General features: G+C 54.9%; 9 protein-coding genes. 6 read left to right on the forward strand and 3 right to left on the reverse strand.

Annotated elements, in window-relative coordinates; all coding sequences use genetic code 11:
* The first annotated feature begins 144 nt into the window (after positions 1 to 144).
* The 5 genes from M0R33_RS18590 to M0R33_RS18610 all read left to right on the forward strand — a co-directional run bounded on the left by M0R33_RS18590 (position 145) and on the right by M0R33_RS18610 (position 11,192).
* Positions 145 to 1,389, forward strand: coding sequence for an exonuclease SbcCD subunit D C-terminal domain-containing protein (locus M0R33_RS18590; protein ID WP_292572809.1), 1,245 nt, complete (start codon positions 145 to 147; stop codon positions 1,387 to 1,389).
* Positions 1,386 to 5,120: an AAA family ATPase gene (locus M0R33_RS18595; protein ID WP_292572812.1), complete on the forward strand. Its 3,735-nt coding sequence runs from the start codon at positions 1,386 to 1,388 to the stop codon at positions 5,118 to 5,120. The genes M0R33_RS18590 and M0R33_RS18595 overlap by 4 nt, the downstream gene beginning before the upstream one ends.
* A gap of 138 nt (positions 5,121 to 5,258) precedes the next feature.
* Complete coding sequence (locus tag M0R33_RS18600) at positions 5,259 to 5,693, forward strand: hypothetical protein (protein ID WP_292572815.1); 435 nt, start codon at positions 5,259 to 5,261, stop codon at positions 5,691 to 5,693.
* 48 nt (positions 5,694 to 5,741) lie between these two features.
* Positions 5,742 to 5,951 carry a hypothetical protein gene (locus M0R33_RS18605; protein ID WP_292572819.1) on the forward strand — a complete coding sequence of 70 codons (210 nt, stop codon included), beginning with the start codon at positions 5,742 to 5,744 and terminating at the stop codon, positions 5,949 to 5,951.
* Between the two features lie 159 nt (positions 5,952 to 6,110).
* The gene (locus M0R33_RS18610) at positions 6,111 to 11,192 is read left to right on the forward strand and encodes a hypothetical protein (protein ID WP_292572822.1); all 5,082 of its coding nucleotides are present in this window, start codon (positions 6,111 to 6,113) and stop codon (positions 11,190 to 11,192) included.
* Between the two features lie 133 nt (positions 11,193 to 11,325).
* Here the strand turns inward: M0R33_RS18610 and M0R33_RS18615 are convergent, their stop codons facing one another.
* From M0R33_RS18615 to M0R33_RS18625, 3 genes are read right to left on the reverse strand one after another with little or no spacing between them, the layout of a single operon-like run.
* Positions 11,326 to 12,564: a DUF1173 family protein gene (locus tag M0R33_RS18615; RefSeq protein ID WP_292572825.1), complete on the reverse strand. Its 1,239-nt coding sequence runs from the start codon at positions 12,562 to 12,564 to the stop codon at positions 11,326 to 11,328.
* Positions 12,561 to 12,881 carry a hypothetical protein gene (locus M0R33_RS18620; protein ID WP_292572826.1) on the reverse strand — a complete coding sequence of 107 codons (321 nt, stop codon included), beginning with the start codon at positions 12,879 to 12,881 and terminating at the stop codon, positions 12,561 to 12,563. Before M0R33_RS18620 ends, M0R33_RS18615 begins: the two co-directional genes overlap by 4 nt.
* Complete coding sequence (locus M0R33_RS18625) at positions 12,865 to 13,911, reverse strand: integrase domain-containing protein (RefSeq protein WP_292572829.1); 1,047 nt, start codon at positions 13,909 to 13,911, stop codon at positions 12,865 to 12,867. Before M0R33_RS18625 ends, M0R33_RS18620 begins: the two co-directional genes overlap by 17 nt.
* A 1,784-nt stretch (positions 13,912 to 15,695) precedes the next feature.
* Here M0R33_RS18625 and M0R33_RS18630 point away from each other — a divergent pair.
* Positions 15,696 to 17,264 (forward strand): Fic family protein, encoded by a 1,569-nt coding sequence (locus M0R33_RS18630; RefSeq protein ID WP_292572831.1) that lies wholly within the window; start codon positions 15,696 to 15,698, stop codon positions 17,262 to 17,264.
* Positions 17,265 to 17,959 lie beyond the last annotated feature (695 nt).

Below are 17,959 nucleotides of genomic sequence, written 5' to 3' on the forward strand. Positions count from 1 at the left end.
CATCGCCGAAGCCGCGCTCGATGAGGATTTCGATAGGGTTTGCCCAAAACCCGGCAATCCCACCAAAAATTCACTGGTCTCGGTGTTGCTGCGCATGGTGGCTTGATTATTTTCTGGGAAACTTCAGGTAAATAAAAATATTTCATGAAAATCATTCACACCTCTGATTGGCACCTTGGCCACAGCCTGAAAGGCTTTGACCGTCATTATGAGCATCAATGCTTCCTCGATTGGCTACTCGTGCAACTGCGCGAGCAAGACGTCGATGCGCTGCTGGTCACCGGCGACATTTTCGACAACGCTAATCCATCGGCGGCAGCACAAAAGCAGTTGTACCGGTTTTTGCAGGCGGCACGAGAAGCTGCGCCTCACTTACGGGTGGTGGTGATTGCCGGCAATCATGATTCGCCCGGTCGCTTGGAAGCGCCTTCGCCGTTATTGGATTTATTCGATACCACGGTGGTGGGCCAAACGGGGCGTAATGGAGCAGGCGAAATCGATCTCGAGTCGTTGATCGTACCCTTGCATGATCGCGAGGGCCTGCGCCGTGCCTGGTGTTTGGCGGTACCATTTTTACGCCCCGGCGATGTGCCGCGCATCGAAACTGACGGCGACACTTATCTGGCAGGCGTGGATGCCTTGTATCGCGATGCCTTGCAGCAGGTTCTGCTGAAACGGCAAGCTGGCGAAGCGATTTTGGCCATGGGCCATTGTCACCTCGATGGCAGCGCGGTGTCGGCCGACTCGGAACGGCGGATTGTCGTCGGTGGCTTGGAAGCCTTGTCGGTGGCGATGTTCGACAAGCATATCGCCTATGCCGCACTCGGTCATTTGCATTTGCCGCAAAGTGTCGGTGGTCGCGATTGGGTGCGCTACAGCGGTAGTCCGCTGCCACTGTCGTTTTCCGAAATCGAGTATCCGCATCAAGTGGTGGTGTTGGAGCTTGAGGGCGAAGCAGTCAAATACATTGATAGTTTGCGCGTGCCGAGAGCTGTAGACTTGTTGCGAATACCCACGCGGCCGACACCGTTGCCGGAAGTACTGGCGCAATTAGAGCAATGGACAGCGGCCGAGCCTGAGTTGCCGGAAGAGCGTTGGCCTTATCTGGAAGTTCGGGTGTTGTTTGATGCGCCGGAACCCGGTGCACGGGTGGCGATTGAAGCAGCATTGGCCGGCAAAGCCCTGCGCCTGGCGGCGATTGATGTCAGTTACGCACGGGTTCAGCGTGCGGCGGATGAGGGTGCCGGATCGTTGCAGGGTGATCTGAGTCGATTGCAGCCGGAGGATTTGCTGCAACGCCACTATCAAAATCAATATGGTTCCGCCTTGCCTGAAGAATTGTTACAGGCCTTTCAGACCTTATTGCTGGAAACGGGGGACGAAGCATGAAGATTTTGGCGATTCGCGGTAAAAATCTGGCTTCACTGGCTGGCGAGTTTGCCATCGATTTTCTGCAACCGCCGCTGGCATCGGCCGGATTGTTCGCGATCAGCGGCCCGACCGGTGCCGGCAAATCCACCCTGCTGGATGCGCTGTGCCTGGCGTTGTTTGATAAAACCCCGCGCTTGCACCAGGCCGGCAGCCGAGGCGTGCAATTACGCGATGTCGGCGATGAAACCCTGCCGCCCAATGATTCTCGCAACCTGTTACGCCGGGGCTGCGCCGAAGGCTATGCGGAAGTTGAGTTTATCGGCAACGACCGACAGCATTATCGTAGCCGCTGGAGCGTGCGGCGGGCACGCTTGCGGACGGACGGCAAGCTACAGGCGACCGATATGGAATTATTTCGTTTGCCGGATCAACAGCCGATTGGCGGCAAGAAGACCGAAGTGCAGGAAGCAATTGTCGAACGGCTTGGCTTGAGTTTCGAGCAGTTCACCCGCGCGGTGTTGTTGGCACAGAATGAGTTCAGCGTGTTTCTCAAAGCCCCCGACGACGAACGCGCCAGCTTGTTGGAAACCTTGACCGGCACCCATGAGTACAGCCGCATCTCCATCCGGGCCTTTGAACGCGCCAAACAGGAGCGGCAAAAATTGGAGGCGTTGCAGCAACAACTGGTTAGCCAACAGCCTCTGGCCGAGGACCAACGCGAGGCGTTGCTGGGGCAAATTCAAGTGGCGCAGACTGCGGTAGATACCGCGCAGAACCAAAAATCCGAATTGGACGGTCATCTGGACTGGCATCGGCGCTACCGGGCCTTGCAAACGGCGGAACAACAAGCCCAAAGCCAATGGCAACAAGCTCAGCAGAGCCATGAACATGCGCAGCCGCAACGTCAGCACCTGGCGCTGATCGAGTCCTTGCAAGCCGCACGGCCATTTCTGGTTGATTTGGATCGCTTGCAGAGCGAATGTGCCGAAATGCAAACGCAGTTGGCTAAGGCTGAACAGATGGTAACGTCTGTCACAGCGTTGCATGAACAGGCGCTACTCAATCAGGCGAACGCCGAAACCCACGTACAGCAGGCCGAACAGCAAAAAAGCGCAGCGGAGCAGGACATTGTTCAGGCGCGCAGTCTGGATGCGCAAATCCAGACCCTGCAACCGCAACATCTGAAGCAACAACAGGATAAATTGACGGCCGTTCAGCAGATGGCTGATTTGCGCCGGAAATACCACCACACGCAGCAGAACGAACAACAACTGACCGGTGAATTGGTGCTGTGCCAGACTTGGCTGAACCAATATCAACATTGGCTGATCTTGAGCGAGCAATGGCCGCGTTGGGACACGCTATTCCGCCAAGGCAAAATACTGAACGGCGAAATGCATACTGCGCGCTCTGTGTTGACGCAATCTGAAAGCGCTTTGGCTCAGGCCGACGCGGCCGCGCAAACAGCCCGGCACGCACTCGACGTGTTGTTGCCGCAACTCTCAGCCGCCGAACTGCAATGGCAAACGGCAGACGCCGAGGCTAAGGGGTTTGATGCGGATGCACTAACCCAAACATCGGAACGGCAACAACTCCGCTTATCTCAATTGCGTCAGGCTGATACCGTGTGGCGGGAACTGGCGCGGTTGAAATCAGAAGTCGATCAAAAGACAACCACGTTGCAAACCGTATCGGCCCAGCAACATCAAGCCAGCGCCGCGTTACAGGACGTCGAAACTGCGTTACCGCGTTTGATTGCCAGTCACGAACAGGCGACCAAGATGCTCGAATTGGCCAAACTGGCCTGCAGTGAGCGCGTGGAGGCTTTGCGCGCTCAACTCAAACCCGACACGGAATGCCCGGTGTGCGGGGCCATGCAACATCCGTTTGCCGAACACGATCATCCCCTGCGGCACGAATTACAGGCGCTGGAACGCGAAGTCGAGGCGTGTTGCCAGCGTCGGCAACAGGCGGAAAGTGATCGTCAGCGTTGGCAACTAGACATCGCGCACTGCGACCAAACGATACAAGCAACCCATGATTTGCTGGCAACGCTGAGTCGCCAAGTCGAATCTCAACAGCAAAGCGGGTTGGCATTGGCAGCGGCATTATCCATTGCGGACATGCCCGACGAAGGCATCGCCGTGTGGTTGGCGCAGGAAACCCTAGCGACGGAACAAGTCTTGCAAGGAGTTGGTGAGAGTTTGAAAGCCATGAGCGCGGTGATGAAGGTTCGTGATCAGGCTTACGCAAAGTTGGAGCAACTCAAATCGCAACAGCAATCCTTGCAGCAGCAATGGGAGCAAGCCAAGGTTGACCGGCTCAGCGCGGATCAAGCATTAGTCAAGGCCCGTGACAATCTCCAAGCACTGTCTTTAAAGTTGGAACAGGTATTGGACGAACTGGATGGTGCCTTTGACGACTCGAGCTGGCGTCAAGCCTGGCAAACCGATGCGGAGGGGTTTTATCAAACCTGTTTGCAAAACGCACAAGCCTGGCACAGTCATCATCAACAGCAAGCTCAGTTGAGCCAAAAACTGTCTATTCTTCAAACGGAATTGCAGGCGTTGCAGGGCCAGGTAACCCAAGCGGAACAACGACAAGCCGAAGCCGATGCTGCATTTGCGGCCATAGATGCAGAGCTAGTCGCCAAACAGCAGCTGCGGCAAGGTCTGCTTAACGGACGTTCGGTCACGGAAGTCGAACAAGCGTTGGTCAAGACTTTGAACAACGCCAAGACCAAACTGCAGAGCGCCGTGACTGCCGTGCAGGATGCGGTAACCAAACTAGCCACGGCACGAGAGGCTGTTAGCCAAATCACTCAGTCGCTTACCGCGCGGCAGACCGCGTTGCATGCCGCCGACGCGGCGGTGTCGAGTTGGCTGCAAACCTTTAATGCCACGCACCCCAACCGGGCGGCCCTGGGGCTCGACGATTTGCGCAGACACTTGCTAAAGGATGCGGCCTGGTTGCAGCGCGAACGCGAGGTATTGCAACAATTGGATCAGACATTGATGCAGGCGCAAACGGTATTTGCCGAGCGTCGCGCGCAATGCGAACACCAGTTGCAATTGCGCCGCTCTTTGGAAAGTTTCGAAAGCTTGGAAATTCAGCTGACCGATCTTACCGAACAAATTAAGGCGTTGATCAAGCAATTGAGCGATTTGCATCTGCAACGCCGCCTGGACGATGAGCGCCGCCAAGCTTGCGCAGGTTTACAAACCCAAATTGCCGCGCAAACTGCCGTCAACGACACCTGGGCCAAGCTCAGCAGCCTGATCGGTTCTGCCGACGGGAAACGCTTTCGCAATATCGCGCAGCAACTGACGCTGGATATTTTGCTGGGTTATGCCAATCAGCATTTGAAAGACCTGAGTCGGCGTTATCGTCTGGAACGGGTTAACGATAATCTTGCACTGCAAGTCGTCGATCAGGACATGGGCGACGAAATCCGCTCGGTTCATTCCTTGTCCGGCGGCGAATCCTTTCTGCTGTCGTTGGCCCTGGCTTTGGGGCTGGCCTCGCTATCCTCGAATCGGGTGCGCGTCGAATCGCTGTTCATCGATGAAGGCTTTGGTAGTCTGGATGCCGACACGCTGCGAGTGGCTATGGATGCCTTGGACAGTCTGCAAGCGATGGGTCGTAAGGTTGGGGTAATTTCCCATGTGCAGGAAATGACGGAGCGTATCGGCACCCGAATCGAAGTCAAACAGGTCGGCAGCGGCTTGAGCAACGTCAGGGTGATTTGAGGGAAGAAACCTTGGACCTTCGCAATTCGTGCTGGTGCTGGTGCTGGTGTTGGTTTCGGCCATCACCGACCACAGGGTTTGGTATGCTGAGGTAACTTACCGTCTCTAACCTTTAGATTACCATCGATAATCAATCCCATGTCCACCAAATCCAGCATCGCCTGCGGGCCGAATTTCCACTTTTACCACGAAGCGTTTGAACAAGATGCCGTCTATCTGGAACTGGAGCAGGCATTTTTCGAAGCCTCACCCGATAAAGTCACGGTGGCCATACCAGTTGTGGTTTGGGAAGTCATCCGCCAGTATGCCGGTGCCGATTTGTCCTGGGCTGCCAAATCCGATGAGGAGATTTGGCAATGGGTGGAAAATGAAGTGGATGAACGGATTGCGTTGTGTCAGACCGCTACCGCTAATCGTGCATTTTTCCCGATGTGTGGAAATTTGACGTTCGGTTCTGTTGACGATTCTAGAGAAATGCAGCTCGAGCGCGGTCTGGCACATTGTTTTGAAATGCGGGAAAAGCAACGCCAGTTGATTGCTCAGGTCAATGAATTGATGAGCAATCAACGTTAAGCCTAATTTCCACTGAGGATTTACTGACACAACTTCATTTGTAAAACCATGGCTAACCAATTTACCAAAAAAGCCGAACAACGCTGGAACGCGTTGCCGGAACAAGACCGGCAACTATTCTTAAGCACTGTTTGGTGCGGACAGTGCCGGGATAACACCACCATGGTGGACCTAAGATGTACTACGGTACAAAACGACTTGTTGCTGGAGGGCAAGTGTCAGCATTGCGGCGCTAAAGTCAGGCGCTTGATCGATTAGGGGACGGCATGAGTATCAATATTACTAATTCCGGGCGGTAGACAAACCTTTAACCCCGCAGCAGCAACGCGCGTCTGGTTAGATCTCAAAGACCAATTCTACACTAGTCTTTGAATGACTTCCCCGACTAAAGAAACATTAGAACACTTGGTAGATTGCATGAATGGCCCAAGCCAGAAACGAGTTTCAAGTCCGATTTCCACCGGTGGTGAGGGCGTGTTCTTCGAGCAACACGTCGCTGCTTACTGGCTCGTCCAGTTGCTCGTCCGCAGCATCCCGCCGATCTTGACCGATACCGGCGTCACCGAAGTCCATTTCCAGACTGAGCATCTCGGCTTCAATACGGACGACGTCCTCGTCGTCTGCGCGCGCGCAGACGCGGCGACTGCGCGCCTCGTCGGGCAGGTGAAGCGCAGCTTCACCATCAGTGCTGCCGACGACGAATGCAAGAAGGCCATTGGCGATTTCTGGAAGGATTTCAAGAAGGCCGCCCCTTTCAATCCCCAGCACGACCGCTTTGTTCTAGTGACGTTGCGCGGCACGAACGTGCTCCTCGAGAATTTCGTCGGTCTGCTCGACTGCGCCAGAGGCGCGGCTGACGGCGAGGAGTTCGAAAGACGGCTGTCCCTCAACGGATTTATCTCGAAGAAGTCCGTTCATCAGTGCGACGAGCTTTGCGAGATCGTCAGCACCCTGGAAGGGACGCCCATCACCGCCAAAGACCTGTGGCCCTTCCTGCGCGTGCTGCACGTCCTGAGCCTCGACCTGCATACCTCCACGCGCCAGACCGAGGCGCACGTCAAGACGCTGCTCGCCCTCAAATCAACCGATCCGGATCCTGTCGCGAGCGCGAAGGCCGCGTGGGACGATCTTCTGACTTTCGCGAGCGAGGCCGGACCGGGCGCGCGGAGCCTGAAACGCGCCGACCTTCCAGCCGCTCTCGTCCAGGCGTACGGCGAGGTGGGCGCGAACGAGCAGCGCGTACTGACGGCACTGAAGAACCACACAGACTTCGTGCTCCTGAAGATCCGCACCACGATCGGGCCGGCCTTCCATCTGCGGCGCCCCGGCATCGTCCAAAAGGTGCTTGCGGCCATCAAGGCGAAGCAAGTCGTCCTAATAACGGGGCCAGCCGGCAGCGGCAAATCCGTCATTGGGAAGGAAGCTGTGGCCTTTCTCTCCCGCGAATTCTTCGCCTTCGGGTTCCGAGTGGAGGAATTCGCCGTCGCTCACATCGACGAATCACTCCACAACAGCCAGATTCCGGCGCGTGCCACTGAGCTTCAAGCCATCCTCGGCGCGCAGGGTCGCAAGGTCCTCGTGATTGAGAGCGTCGAACGCCTGCTCGAAAAGCCGACGCGCGACGCGTTCAGCGACCTTATGACGCTCGCCCAGGGCGACGACGGCCTCGGCATCCTCATGACCTGCCGCGATTATTCCGTGGAGCAGGTGCAGGCCAGCTTTCTCCAGGCGGCGGGGATTGATCACGCGGTCATCGATGTTCCGCCGCTTGACGACACCGAATTGCAGGAGGTCCAGGCCGCTTTTCCGTCGCTGGCAGTGCCGCTCGCCAACCCCGCCCTGCGCGAGATCCTGCGCAACCCGTACTTCATCGACAAGGCATTGCAGATTCCGTGGGATGCAGGACGTCCGCTTCCAGAGAACGAGCGCGATTTCCGTGCCATCTTCTGGCGGCAAATCGTGTGCGCAAACCAGAATCCGGCCAATGGCATGCCGCGTCTGCGCGAAGAGGCGTTGCAAGAGCTGGCGGTGCGCAGGGCGCGTGCCCTGTCGGATTACGTGCCAGCGACGGGTCTCAATGCCGCAGCCATCGGCCTCCTAAAACAGGATTCCCTCGTTGTTTCGCCGGAAAGCAATGCTTTGCTCGTGGCGACGGCGCACGACGTCCTCGAGGATTGGGCCATCCTGCAATGGATCGAGGAACAGCACCTCACGGATGAGACGGCGTTCAAGGCATTGTCGTCAGCGATAGGGCCGCATCCTGCGGTGCGCCGCTCGTACCGGAAGTGGGTTGCCGAACTGGTCGACCGCGACGCACCCGCAGCGGACCGGCTGTTCAGCGCGGCCATTGCCCAGCCCGACGTGCCCGCCCAGTTCCGCGACGATACGTTGGTCTCGCTGCTCAAGGCACCGTCTGCGCCAGAATTCCTGTCGCGGAACGAGGCTGAGCTGCTCGCCAATGACCGCGCCATCCTCAAGCGGGTCATCCACCTCCTGCGCGTCGCATGTGTGACGTCGCCCGCGTGGCTTGCTGATGTGCGCGGCCACAGCTCCATCCTGAGCGTGCCGGACGGCGCGGTCTGGGCAACCGTCGTGGGACTGGTTCACCGCAACATCGGTAGCTTCGGAACGGAAGACGCACCACTGCTTCTCGCATTGATCGAGGATGCCGTGCGCGGCATCAGTTGGTGGGCACCGGACATCGACGGGGCCGAACATGTTGCCGGCATTGCCCATTGGCTCCTCCCACACTTTGATCACTACAGGGGAGACGATGCCCGGAAACGCATTCTGAAGGTGATTGCGAAGATCCCGAAGGCCGCCCCCGCGCGCTTCGAAGCCGTTTTGCGCGGACAGATTAGGGAGGGATGGCACCACGATCCCGTCGCCGAAGACTTCCAGGACATTCTTCTTACGGGCTTCGACGGCGCGCCCACGGCGCGCGACCTACCGGACCTTTTGATCTCCGCCGCACTGGATAGATTCCTCGCAACGGAGGAGTATCTGCGCGAGGAACCGTACGGCCGATTGACCATCGACGTTGACCTTTACTTCGGTATCAAGGAGCACCTGCACCACAATTTTTTCCCTGCCAGTGCCTTCCGAGGGCCGTGGATCAACCTGCTCTCGCACCACCCGAGAAAGGGTCTCGACTTCCTGATCCAGGTCTTCAACCACAGTGCCGAGTGGTATGCGCATCCGCGTCTCCATGACCCCCTCGAACCCGCCTGGGAAGTCGAGCTCATGTTTGCGGACGGCACAAGGCGGAAGCAATGGGTCAACTCGCGCCTCTGGGGCCTTTACCGCGGCATGACTGTCGGTCCTTATGTGCTCCAGTCGCTGCTGATGGCCTTCGAGAAGTGGTTGCTCGACTACGCCAAATCCCATCCCGAGGGGCTCGACGCGGTGCTGCTCGAAATCCTCCAACGTAGCGATTCCGCCGCGCTCACAGCTGTCGTCGCAAGCGTGGCGACTGCTCATCCTCACCGGTCGGGCGAGGCCCTTCTGGTGCTGCTGTCGGTGCAGGACTACGTCGAGATTGATCGTAGCCGTATGGCCGGCGAGCACCAGTCTTCGAGCCTCACGGGATTGTTTCCTGACTTCCGCGCCGACAACAAAATCTACGAAGAGGAGCGGAAGAAGTCGAACGCACTGCCGCACCGCATACATGACCTTGAAGCGGCTATCGCAAACCTGCAACTCGGTCCTCTGGCGCCGCGGGTTCACGCCATCATCGACCGCTACATCGCGGCACTGCCCGAACCGAAGAAACGCGACAAGGAAGACATCACTTGGCAGCTTTCACTGCACCGGATGGACTTCCGGCAGTACGACGTGGCCGAAATCCAGCCAGCAGAGGACGATACACCGGCAGACGACGGCGAGGAGCCTCAGAAAAACTACATTCGGCTCGAACCCAAGCCTCCGGCTCCCGAAGTGCAGCAACTCGTTGACGAGAGCAAAAAGACACTGGGCGAAATGAATGCCCGGCTGGCTGTGCTCATGTGGGGCCTCAAGACCTTCCGGCGCGACGCAGACTCTGCCGACCCTGCGCGGTGGAGGGAGATGTTAGCAAGTGCCAAGGGCATGGACCGCACCGCGGAACATCCGGGCAACAGCCGCAACGCTCCGGGATTTGTCGCTGCCGTCTGCGTCCGCGATCGCTGGGACGAGATGTCGCCGGAAGAGAAGGACTGGTGTGTCGACATCATCTGCTCCGAAGTCTCACTGCACGCAGACCAATGGGGAACAATCGACCGCTTACAGCGTTTCTCGATGCTAGCGGACCGCCCGTGTGCCTTTGTTGTGCCGTTGGTGCTCTCCAGGCCCCTGACGGAGACCCAGACGCCGTGCGTGCGCCAGGCCTTTGTTGCCGCGCTAACCCATCCGATTGACGAGGTCCGTTGGTACGCCACCTGGGGCATTGACAACAAGTTCTGGGCCGCGAACCCCGCCCTTGCCCTGCGCGCCGTCAATGCAATCGCAACCGAGGCCGCTATTGCCGACCGCGACTGGAACGCCGAGGAGACGAAGTGTTACGACAAGCGGCGCACGCCGGTCACGATCTCCGCCGCTGCGGCCGCAGACGTTCGCGGGCGGTTCTGGACCGAGGGGGAAATCGCCGAAGATGCGCACGTCAGGTTCGACATCACCGAGATATTCGGAGCCGAGGCGCACGCGAAGGTCCTCGCGATCCTCGGCCAGGTCCCCAACGAGCCTCTGGCCGTGGCCGCACACCGACGCGCCAGCGAAGACTTGGTGGAGTGCTGGAACCGTATGAATGATCGTTCTCCCGACCGGCTCAATAGGAATTTTCACAGGGAGCAGGAGATATCCAACCGCATTCAGCAATTTGCGATGCGGGCGCCAGACGCCGATGCCAAGAAAGTCCTCCAGCCGATCCTCGACACCGTCGACCGGCATCCGCGCGAGGTCCACAACGTCATACAAGGGTTCACAACAAGCGAGGACAGCAATCCCAACACACCGCACTACTGGTTCCTGTGGAATCTGTTTGCCGAGCAGGTTAAGAGCGCCAGTTGGCTCGCGCATCTGGACAGGGAACATCCGCACGGCAGCGAAGTGCTGTCGACGATCTTCCTGACTGCGTGGTGGAAGGACAACGTGCGGCACTGGCGGAGTCTGGAAGGCTATGCCCACAACGTCGACGCGCTCTTCGACGCGCTGCCGCCGGTCTGGATCGTGCTGGACAGCTATGTCCGCTTCCTCTACCACATCGGCGAGCGTTCCATGCCCGCCGCGTTTGTGCGCATCTCGAACGCGCTCAGGCGCGGGAACCGTGCCGACATGCTGCGCGAGTCCAACACCGTCTTCATGCTCGAAGTCCTTCTCCAGCAGCATGTCTACGCAAGGCCACTGGAACTCAAGCGCAGTCCGGCCTTGCGCGAGGCGATCCTGTATGTGCTCGATGTTCTTGTCGATAGCGGTTCTTCCGCCGCGTTCAGGATGCGGGACGATTTCGTTACACCAGCTGCCTGATGCTCCCCAATATCTTCCCAAATAATTGGCTGTAAGATGTGCCGTGGACTTTCTCAACACTAGAACGTCACTTGCTATTGATTTAAAAAAGCGTGGTGGTCGGCTTTTGGCCGAGACCTGCCGATGGCACAGTTCATGTCTTAACCGGAAATGCCGGTATCACTTTATCGACTACTGGCTCCCACTGCCAACATGGAATGCCATGGTCCCGATAATACTGCAGCTTTTCCAGTTTATGAGCCTGGTATTTGTCATCATTGGTCATGCCAAACACCTCTAATACCCAGAGTACCTGGCAATCGTGTAACAGAAAATCTGGCAGGTATCGCAGTTCGTCATCCAGTTTCAACGGCTTGCTGAATGTGCGCCGTTCGGTGATCAGTTTGTCGGCTAGCTGCAGTTCATAGGACGAGTCGACCGGAATGAATTGCCGGTTGGTACGGATCAGTCCAATGTCACTGACGACAAAACTGGTTTTGTTGTGAAATACTGCCGCAATCGCCAGAATACGCCGGTCGGGTTTGCCAATTTCGTCGAATAACTGGCCAAAGCTGTTGGTTGCCTTTTTGGCCAAGGGCGGTGGCAGCCACAGCGGGACGTTCAACAGTTTCAATTTGAGCCCAAGGGAGCCTTCTATTTTGGTGGAGTTCCGGTACGCCATGATTTCACCGACCACGATGGCCGCTTGTTGTGGATTGGCTGTGCGGGTTTGCAGCGCAGCCAGGTTAATGGCTTGGCTATGTTCCAGGCTCCGTTCCCAGAGGGTAATGACCAAGCGTTCCGCGACGGGTTGCTGTTTTTCCAGGGTGACGGTTTGCGCCGCTTTCTCAAGTGCTCGGGTAGATGCAGCAAACGGGCGTTCCGTTTGCTGTGGCTGCCAGTCGTTTAGTTGGGCTTTCTGAATCAGGGCATGGAAAAATCCTACTAGCCCGGTGGACGCCCGACCCGGTTTAAGGCTGGGCGCCTTGCTTCGAGGGATATTAGGTTTGTCTTCAGCAACCGGCTTGTCGTCAGTTTGCATTGTCGCGAAACTGGTGCGCATCAGCCGAGTCTGCAGTTTCACATTGACGATATCGCCTTCGTACTGGATGGCGGGTTTTTGTTTAGCTGATGGGCCTGCCGTTTCCGGTGGTTCGTACAAGAGGCACCATTCGGCATGGTGGTGGCTGGTGTCGGCTTTACGAGCCAGATAATAACGTTGACCACGCGCTTTGATGACCAATTGCCGATTCCGTGTATCCCTCAGACACTGACAGCAGGGCCGTTCGGTGCAGCCATGATACCGGTGCAATATCTGTTGGGCTTTGGGATGGCTGCGATCGGTCAGCCACAAATAGTCGTAGGTTTCGCCGTCCAGAAGTAATTCGCTCATGGCTGATCCTCCTTAAGTTCGGATTTGGCAATACATAACGGTTTCGGCGGCTGGCCGGGTTTATCGGTCCAATCCCAGATCACGCATAACGCCAGCCAATAGGCATGGGCGGTTTTCGGTGCCAGGTCGCGGTGCGCTCTCCAGAAGGCAATGACGTGGCGTTTGCCGATTTCGTGCAGGTTATGGGGGTGTTCGGTCTGTTCGATAAATTCCACGAACTTGATCATGCGCCCGACCTGCAAGCGGCGATGAGCTTTGGAACCCTGGCGGACATAGTGGTGGGCCAGAGCCTGGATCTGTTTAACCAATATAGACACGCACCACCTCCAGACGCTCGTGGCCCAGTTCCTGAGAAAGGATGCTGCGGGCGCGTTGGTCCAACGCTTCAGCGGCTGTCAGATCAATGTTGAGCCGGGTGGCCATGTAGCTATGCCAGTCCGATACGGCGATAGATGTGTTAATCGGTGCTGGAACGCCAGTCAAAGTTTCATAACGTTGCTGAGCGTAATGATGGCGCTGGCCATGAAACTGGAATGGCTGTTGTTGCGCTTGGCTGTAGCAATGGTCGCGAAAGTCGACATAGCGCAGATTGGCGGGAACCATCGATGGTCCGTCCTGCAGGGTGGCGGCTGTTTTCAACGCTTCCATGGCTTCTGCGGATACCGGCACGTGTCGCCGTTTGCCGCCCTTGGTGCCGCTGAAGACCGTGATGCGGCCTTCCCGTTGCGCCTGACGAAGCGCTTTTTGCGCATCCAGCAAGGCCGATTCCTTGAAACGCAATCCCAATGTCCGTTGCAGATTGAGCAAGACGGCAATGCGTTTGTCGTCGACACTGGTTTGCAACTGGTCGTGCTGCGACTGTGGCATGGCTTTGCTGGATTCCGGGATGTAACACCGTTTAGGTATGCCGCAATCTCGGGTCGGACTGACCGTTTGCCATTCGCCTTGTGTGGCGGAGTTCATGATGCTGTTGACCGCCGAGACATACAGTTGCGCAGTCGAGGCTTTCAATTCGTTGCGTTCCACCCTAGCTTTCAACGCCTGGCCATAAGCAATCACCAGCTCGCGGTTAATGTCTTCCATGCGTTTGATGCCTTGGGTTTGTTCCAGCCATTTGGCAAATACCGACCAGCGCTCGGCGAGTGTGCCGCGCGTGGCAAACGCTTTGCCGGATTGATGGGCGCAGGTTTTTCCTGCTCGGGTCAGATTGCGACTGCCAAGACCGAGATTGCGGCCTCGCTTTCGACTCGCCATCAATGGTTTTGGCGCTGGGTCATCAGGAGGACTGACACGCGCGCCTGTGCCAGTCTGATTTACTTGGTATTCGTCAGGTCGATCGATTGGCATGGTTAACCTCCAGAAAAAAGTGGGCAACAGACTCCCTTGTCCAAAGCGGACTGGAACTGAACACATTGGCAATGCCATGCACATCAGCAGTCGGCTTTGAACAAGGGAGCCGGGGTGGCCTTGGTAAAACAGTTTTTCTTTCGTCATGAGCGGGGAACCCCGGCTCCAACCCCACTTGGGTATACAAGGCCAAACTCATGACGATGAGTGTTGACGCACGGGTTGCCTACCCGGCGGAGGTGTATACCCAGTGTGAGGTGCGCGGCTTATGACTCGCTGCGCGGGCGAGTAATTTTTGTCGGTCGGTAACGAACTCGGGGTGCTGGCCAGACGCATTCAGCGTCCACTTGCGACGCTAAACTCGGCCCCTTACACGTTCGAGACAGACTGACCCGGCAAAACCCGTGATTGTTACGCAGGTATCCGGTTGATTTACTTAGTAGAAATGCTTAAATCCCTTTCTGTTTCTGTTTTTTAGAAACGGCGAAACAGCGGGCTTAGGCTTTTACCGGAAGACGTTATTGAAACGTCCGGGTATGACTTTGAAGGGAATCCGAATCCAATCCGCGTGACGCAATCAGTTGTTTCGCCGGCAAACGCGACTGCCGGTGGCACAGGCCGATCTGAAAACGGGACGACGGGATTCTTAAGAGATGTTCAATCGCCTTGCTCGGGTGGGCAGGCAGTCGCCTGTCGCCGATCCAGATGGGAACGATTGATATAAAACCCTAGCTATAAGATTGCCACCACTGAACCGGTTAAACACCACTTCAGTTATCCATTTTGCGGAACCGGGGTTCCAGGCAAACTTTCTGCGCGGCTGCTTACGCGCAACGGCAACACCACCTTTCGAAACTCTACTCGCGCGGTCTATTGGTTTGCGCCATTGAGGCGCTTTGGATTACTCAGCGATCGGCAGACGATCGTTGATGAACTTATAAAATACTTCGCTATCGACAGCGACTGTGCCTTTCATCGAGGCGCATTTTCCCTGCCGACCCAGATAGAGCGTTTTCAAAACTCCATCTGCACCAAAAATAAATTTAAGCGTGGACGCATTGCCCTAAGGCCCAACGGACACAGTACATCCAGCGGCGTTCCTCTGCCATCCCACTAGGGACTCTATAGCTGGTACGTCTTCGCTTTTTATACTGCCGAAGTGCAGTCTATGAAAATTTCGTCCCGAAAAGTTCTACGTGCGGGGCTATTTTGGGGTTGAAATTGAGCGACTGTCAAATGGTTTTTTCATTTTATTTCAATTGTTTAAGTGGTGAATACAGGCTGGACGGCGTTGGATTTTATTGGACAATTCAGAATTAAAGATATGAATGACTTTCGTACCAACCGCCATTGAAAATCGGGGTATTAAAAACTGGGGTGACGCCAAAAGCGATTAAATCGATTTCGATAAGAGACAGACCTCGATGATCTGGAGGCTTATTTTATTTATAGACATCGTCTGTGAGTAATACCGGTAATACTGGGTAATCCATCGAAATGTCCTCTGCAGCCTACGCCAGATAGGACGGTAACACCGGTAATACCAGTAATCTCACTGCACTAAAAGTCCGATAGTTACGACGCACAGGTCTGCCCAAGAGTGGCAATACAGGCTGTTGTGAGCTGTCAACTGGCGTTGATCGACGTGGTCATCAAAAGTTCTAAATCTAACGAGCCAACCCAACAACGAATGCCAGCCTCTATATAATATTCATAAATTACTTATGATTTTATATAAAAAATCATTATGATAAACAAAAAATGAATAATAGGAGCGGTTTTATATGTCTTTAGGTCAGTGGGTGGGCTATCGATGGCTGGCTGAAAGGTACAACATCAACCCTGTTCAACCGTTTCGAATAGATAGCCAAATCGTAAAATCACGCTTAACCGAGCGAGTCGATGGGTTTATCCATGAATTCTATCCGCCAGCCTTCAAGCCGGAAGACACCTTCGTGGATCATATGACTTTTGCGCTCAAGCGTGAAGGCATTCATCTCGAGTTTTTAGCGCGACTGTTTGAAGTTGTTCCGGTTGCCGAAATTGAAGAATGGGTTAATGCTGAACCCAGTGGCCAATATGCGCGGCGAACGGGTTTTTTTTATGAATGGCTGACCGGTCGGCAATTAAATTTCAAGGGTGTGAGCGTTGGCAATTATGTCGACGCCATTGATGCCAATCATTATTTTACGGCAAGTAACCCTGACAACAATCAGCGCTGGCGGGTTCGTAATAATTTGCCGGGTAACCGCAACTATTGCCCGGTGATTTATCGAACAGATAAGGTAAAAGCCGCAGAATCCTATGATTGCCAACAAAGCCTGAGCAAGCTCGAAGCTGAGTATGGTCAAGATTTACTCATGCGCAGCGCTGTGTGGCTCACGGTCAAGGAGAGTCAGGCAAGTTTTACCATAGAGCACGAAGACAAACAGACTGATCGGATAAAGCGCTTTGCCGCTGCCATGGAAAAACACTGCGGACAGATTGAAAATCCACTGGGTGTATTGTCCTTATCGGAATTACAGGCCGAAATTCTGGGCTCAAGGGCGACACGGTATGGTCTAAGGCAATCACCGGTATTTGTGGGGGAAAATGATTTTCAGGCCTTAACGATAGTTCATTACATAGCGCCGCACTGGGATGACACCGAATCCATGTTATCGGGTCTTTCGGATTTCGCAGGTCGAACAGTCGATAAATCCCCACTTGTCAGAGCTGCTGTATTGTCATTTGGTTTTGTTTATATTCACCCTATGGCGGATGGCAATGGCCGTATTTCCCGGTTTTTAATCAACGATAGCCTGCGCCGTGATCAGGCTGTACCCGCTCCTTTTATTTTACCTGTCTCAGCAACCATTATCAGCTCACCCCAAAACCGATATGGGTACGATCAAATATTGGAAGTGCTTTCAAAACCATTTATGCGGCATTATCACGATCAATACCATTTTGGATCACAGAGCATAGGGGCCGATGGCGTTGATTACAATTTTCACTTTAAAAGCTACGCCGATGCTTGCTCAGTTTGGCGCTATCCTGATTTGACCGCACACTGCGAATATCTTGCCCAAATCATCGATCAGACTATCAACCAGGAAATGCGCAAAGAAGCAGGCTATTTGCGTAGCATTCGTGTCACGCGAGCCCGCATTAAAGAGGTCCTGGATGGCCCAGACACCGATATTGATCGCATCATTCGTTCGATTCGTAATTCCCATGGCAAAATTTCAAACAAACTTTGCAAGGAATTTCCTTTGCTAAATGAAGCAGATATTGGTTCGGAGATCATTAAAATCGTGCAGGAAGAGTTCGGTATATCGGTTATTGAAGTATCTGACGAGAGCGGCGAGTAAGACTACTGCGAATTCTGCCGAGCACTAAAGATAACCACTAAAAATCAATGGCGATAGCCAAGATAGTTGATGATGGTGAAAGTTAAAAAGCGATTTTTCTCTCAGTTCCCTCATCCAAAATCGTAGAGAACTTCTACAACCCTCATTATTATTGATAGTTCCCTCAGTTCTCTGGTTCTCTTTAAAAAGTCCTCTTTTTATCCCAAGTGCCTCAAGGCACGACTTGGATAAAAATGGAGTGAGTGGATCAACTTGCCAAGCTCTGTGATTCCGATTTTCGTACTCACAGGAAGCCAGCAAATTAAAAATGCAGTAACAATTCCAGTAACTTTTGTTAAAGCCGCTTAAGCTCCTTGAATTAAATGGCTTGCAGACTTGATTCGATTGAGGTCTGAGCACCATTTATGCATTCAAGCGGATGCAACCCAGTCCAAAAACCCGTAAGTTGCAAGGCTTGACGGGTTTTTTATTGGCCGAAGCAATGTAAGTGTTCTTTCAACTTAAATTACCGCATCCCGTGATCTTTTCATCAGGAGTGGGTATGGCCGGCACATCGAAATGGCGTCAGCATATCGGGATCTGGTCGCAATCCGCCCGGCAGCGGGTTAACGACGGAGGCATCAATACGTGATTGGGTAATGTGGGGCTGCCGACTGGTAAAGGTTGAAATAACTTGTTCATGAGTAATTCGCTCC

The organism is Methylomonas sp. (assembly GCF_023228165.1).
Lineage (GTDB): Bacteria > Pseudomonadota > Gammaproteobacteria > Methylococcales > Methylomonadaceae > Methylomonas.

Bases quoted from the DNA above. Each gene is read 5' to 3' on its own strand.
- M0R33_RS18590 (WP_292572809.1), top strand. From the start codon at position 145: ATGAAAATCATTCACACCTCTGATTGGCACCTTGGCCACAGCCTGAAA.
- M0R33_RS18595 (WP_292572812.1), top strand. From the start codon at position 1,386: ATGAAGATTTTGGCGATTCGCGGTAAAAATCTGGCTTCACTGGCTGGC.
- M0R33_RS18600 (WP_292572815.1), top strand. From the start codon at position 5,259: ATGTCCACCAAATCCAGCATCGCCTGCGGGCCGAATTTCCACTTTTAC.
- M0R33_RS18605 (WP_292572819.1), top strand. From the start codon at position 5,742: ATGGCTAACCAATTTACCAAAAAAGCCGAACAACGCTGGAACGCGTTG.
- M0R33_RS18610 (WP_292572822.1), top strand. From the start codon at position 6,111: ATGAATGGCCCAAGCCAGAAACGAGTTTCAAGTCCGATTTCCACCGGT.
- M0R33_RS18615 (WP_292572825.1), bottom strand. From the start codon at position 12,564: ATGAGCGAATTACTTCTGGACGGCGAAACCTACGACTATTTGTGGCTG.
- M0R33_RS18625 (WP_292572829.1), bottom strand. From the start codon at position 13,911: ATGCCAATCGATCGACCTGACGAATACCAAGTAAATCAGACTGGCACA.
- M0R33_RS18630 (WP_292572831.1), top strand. From the start codon at position 15,696: ATGTCTTTAGGTCAGTGGGTGGGCTATCGATGGCTGGCTGAAAGGTAC.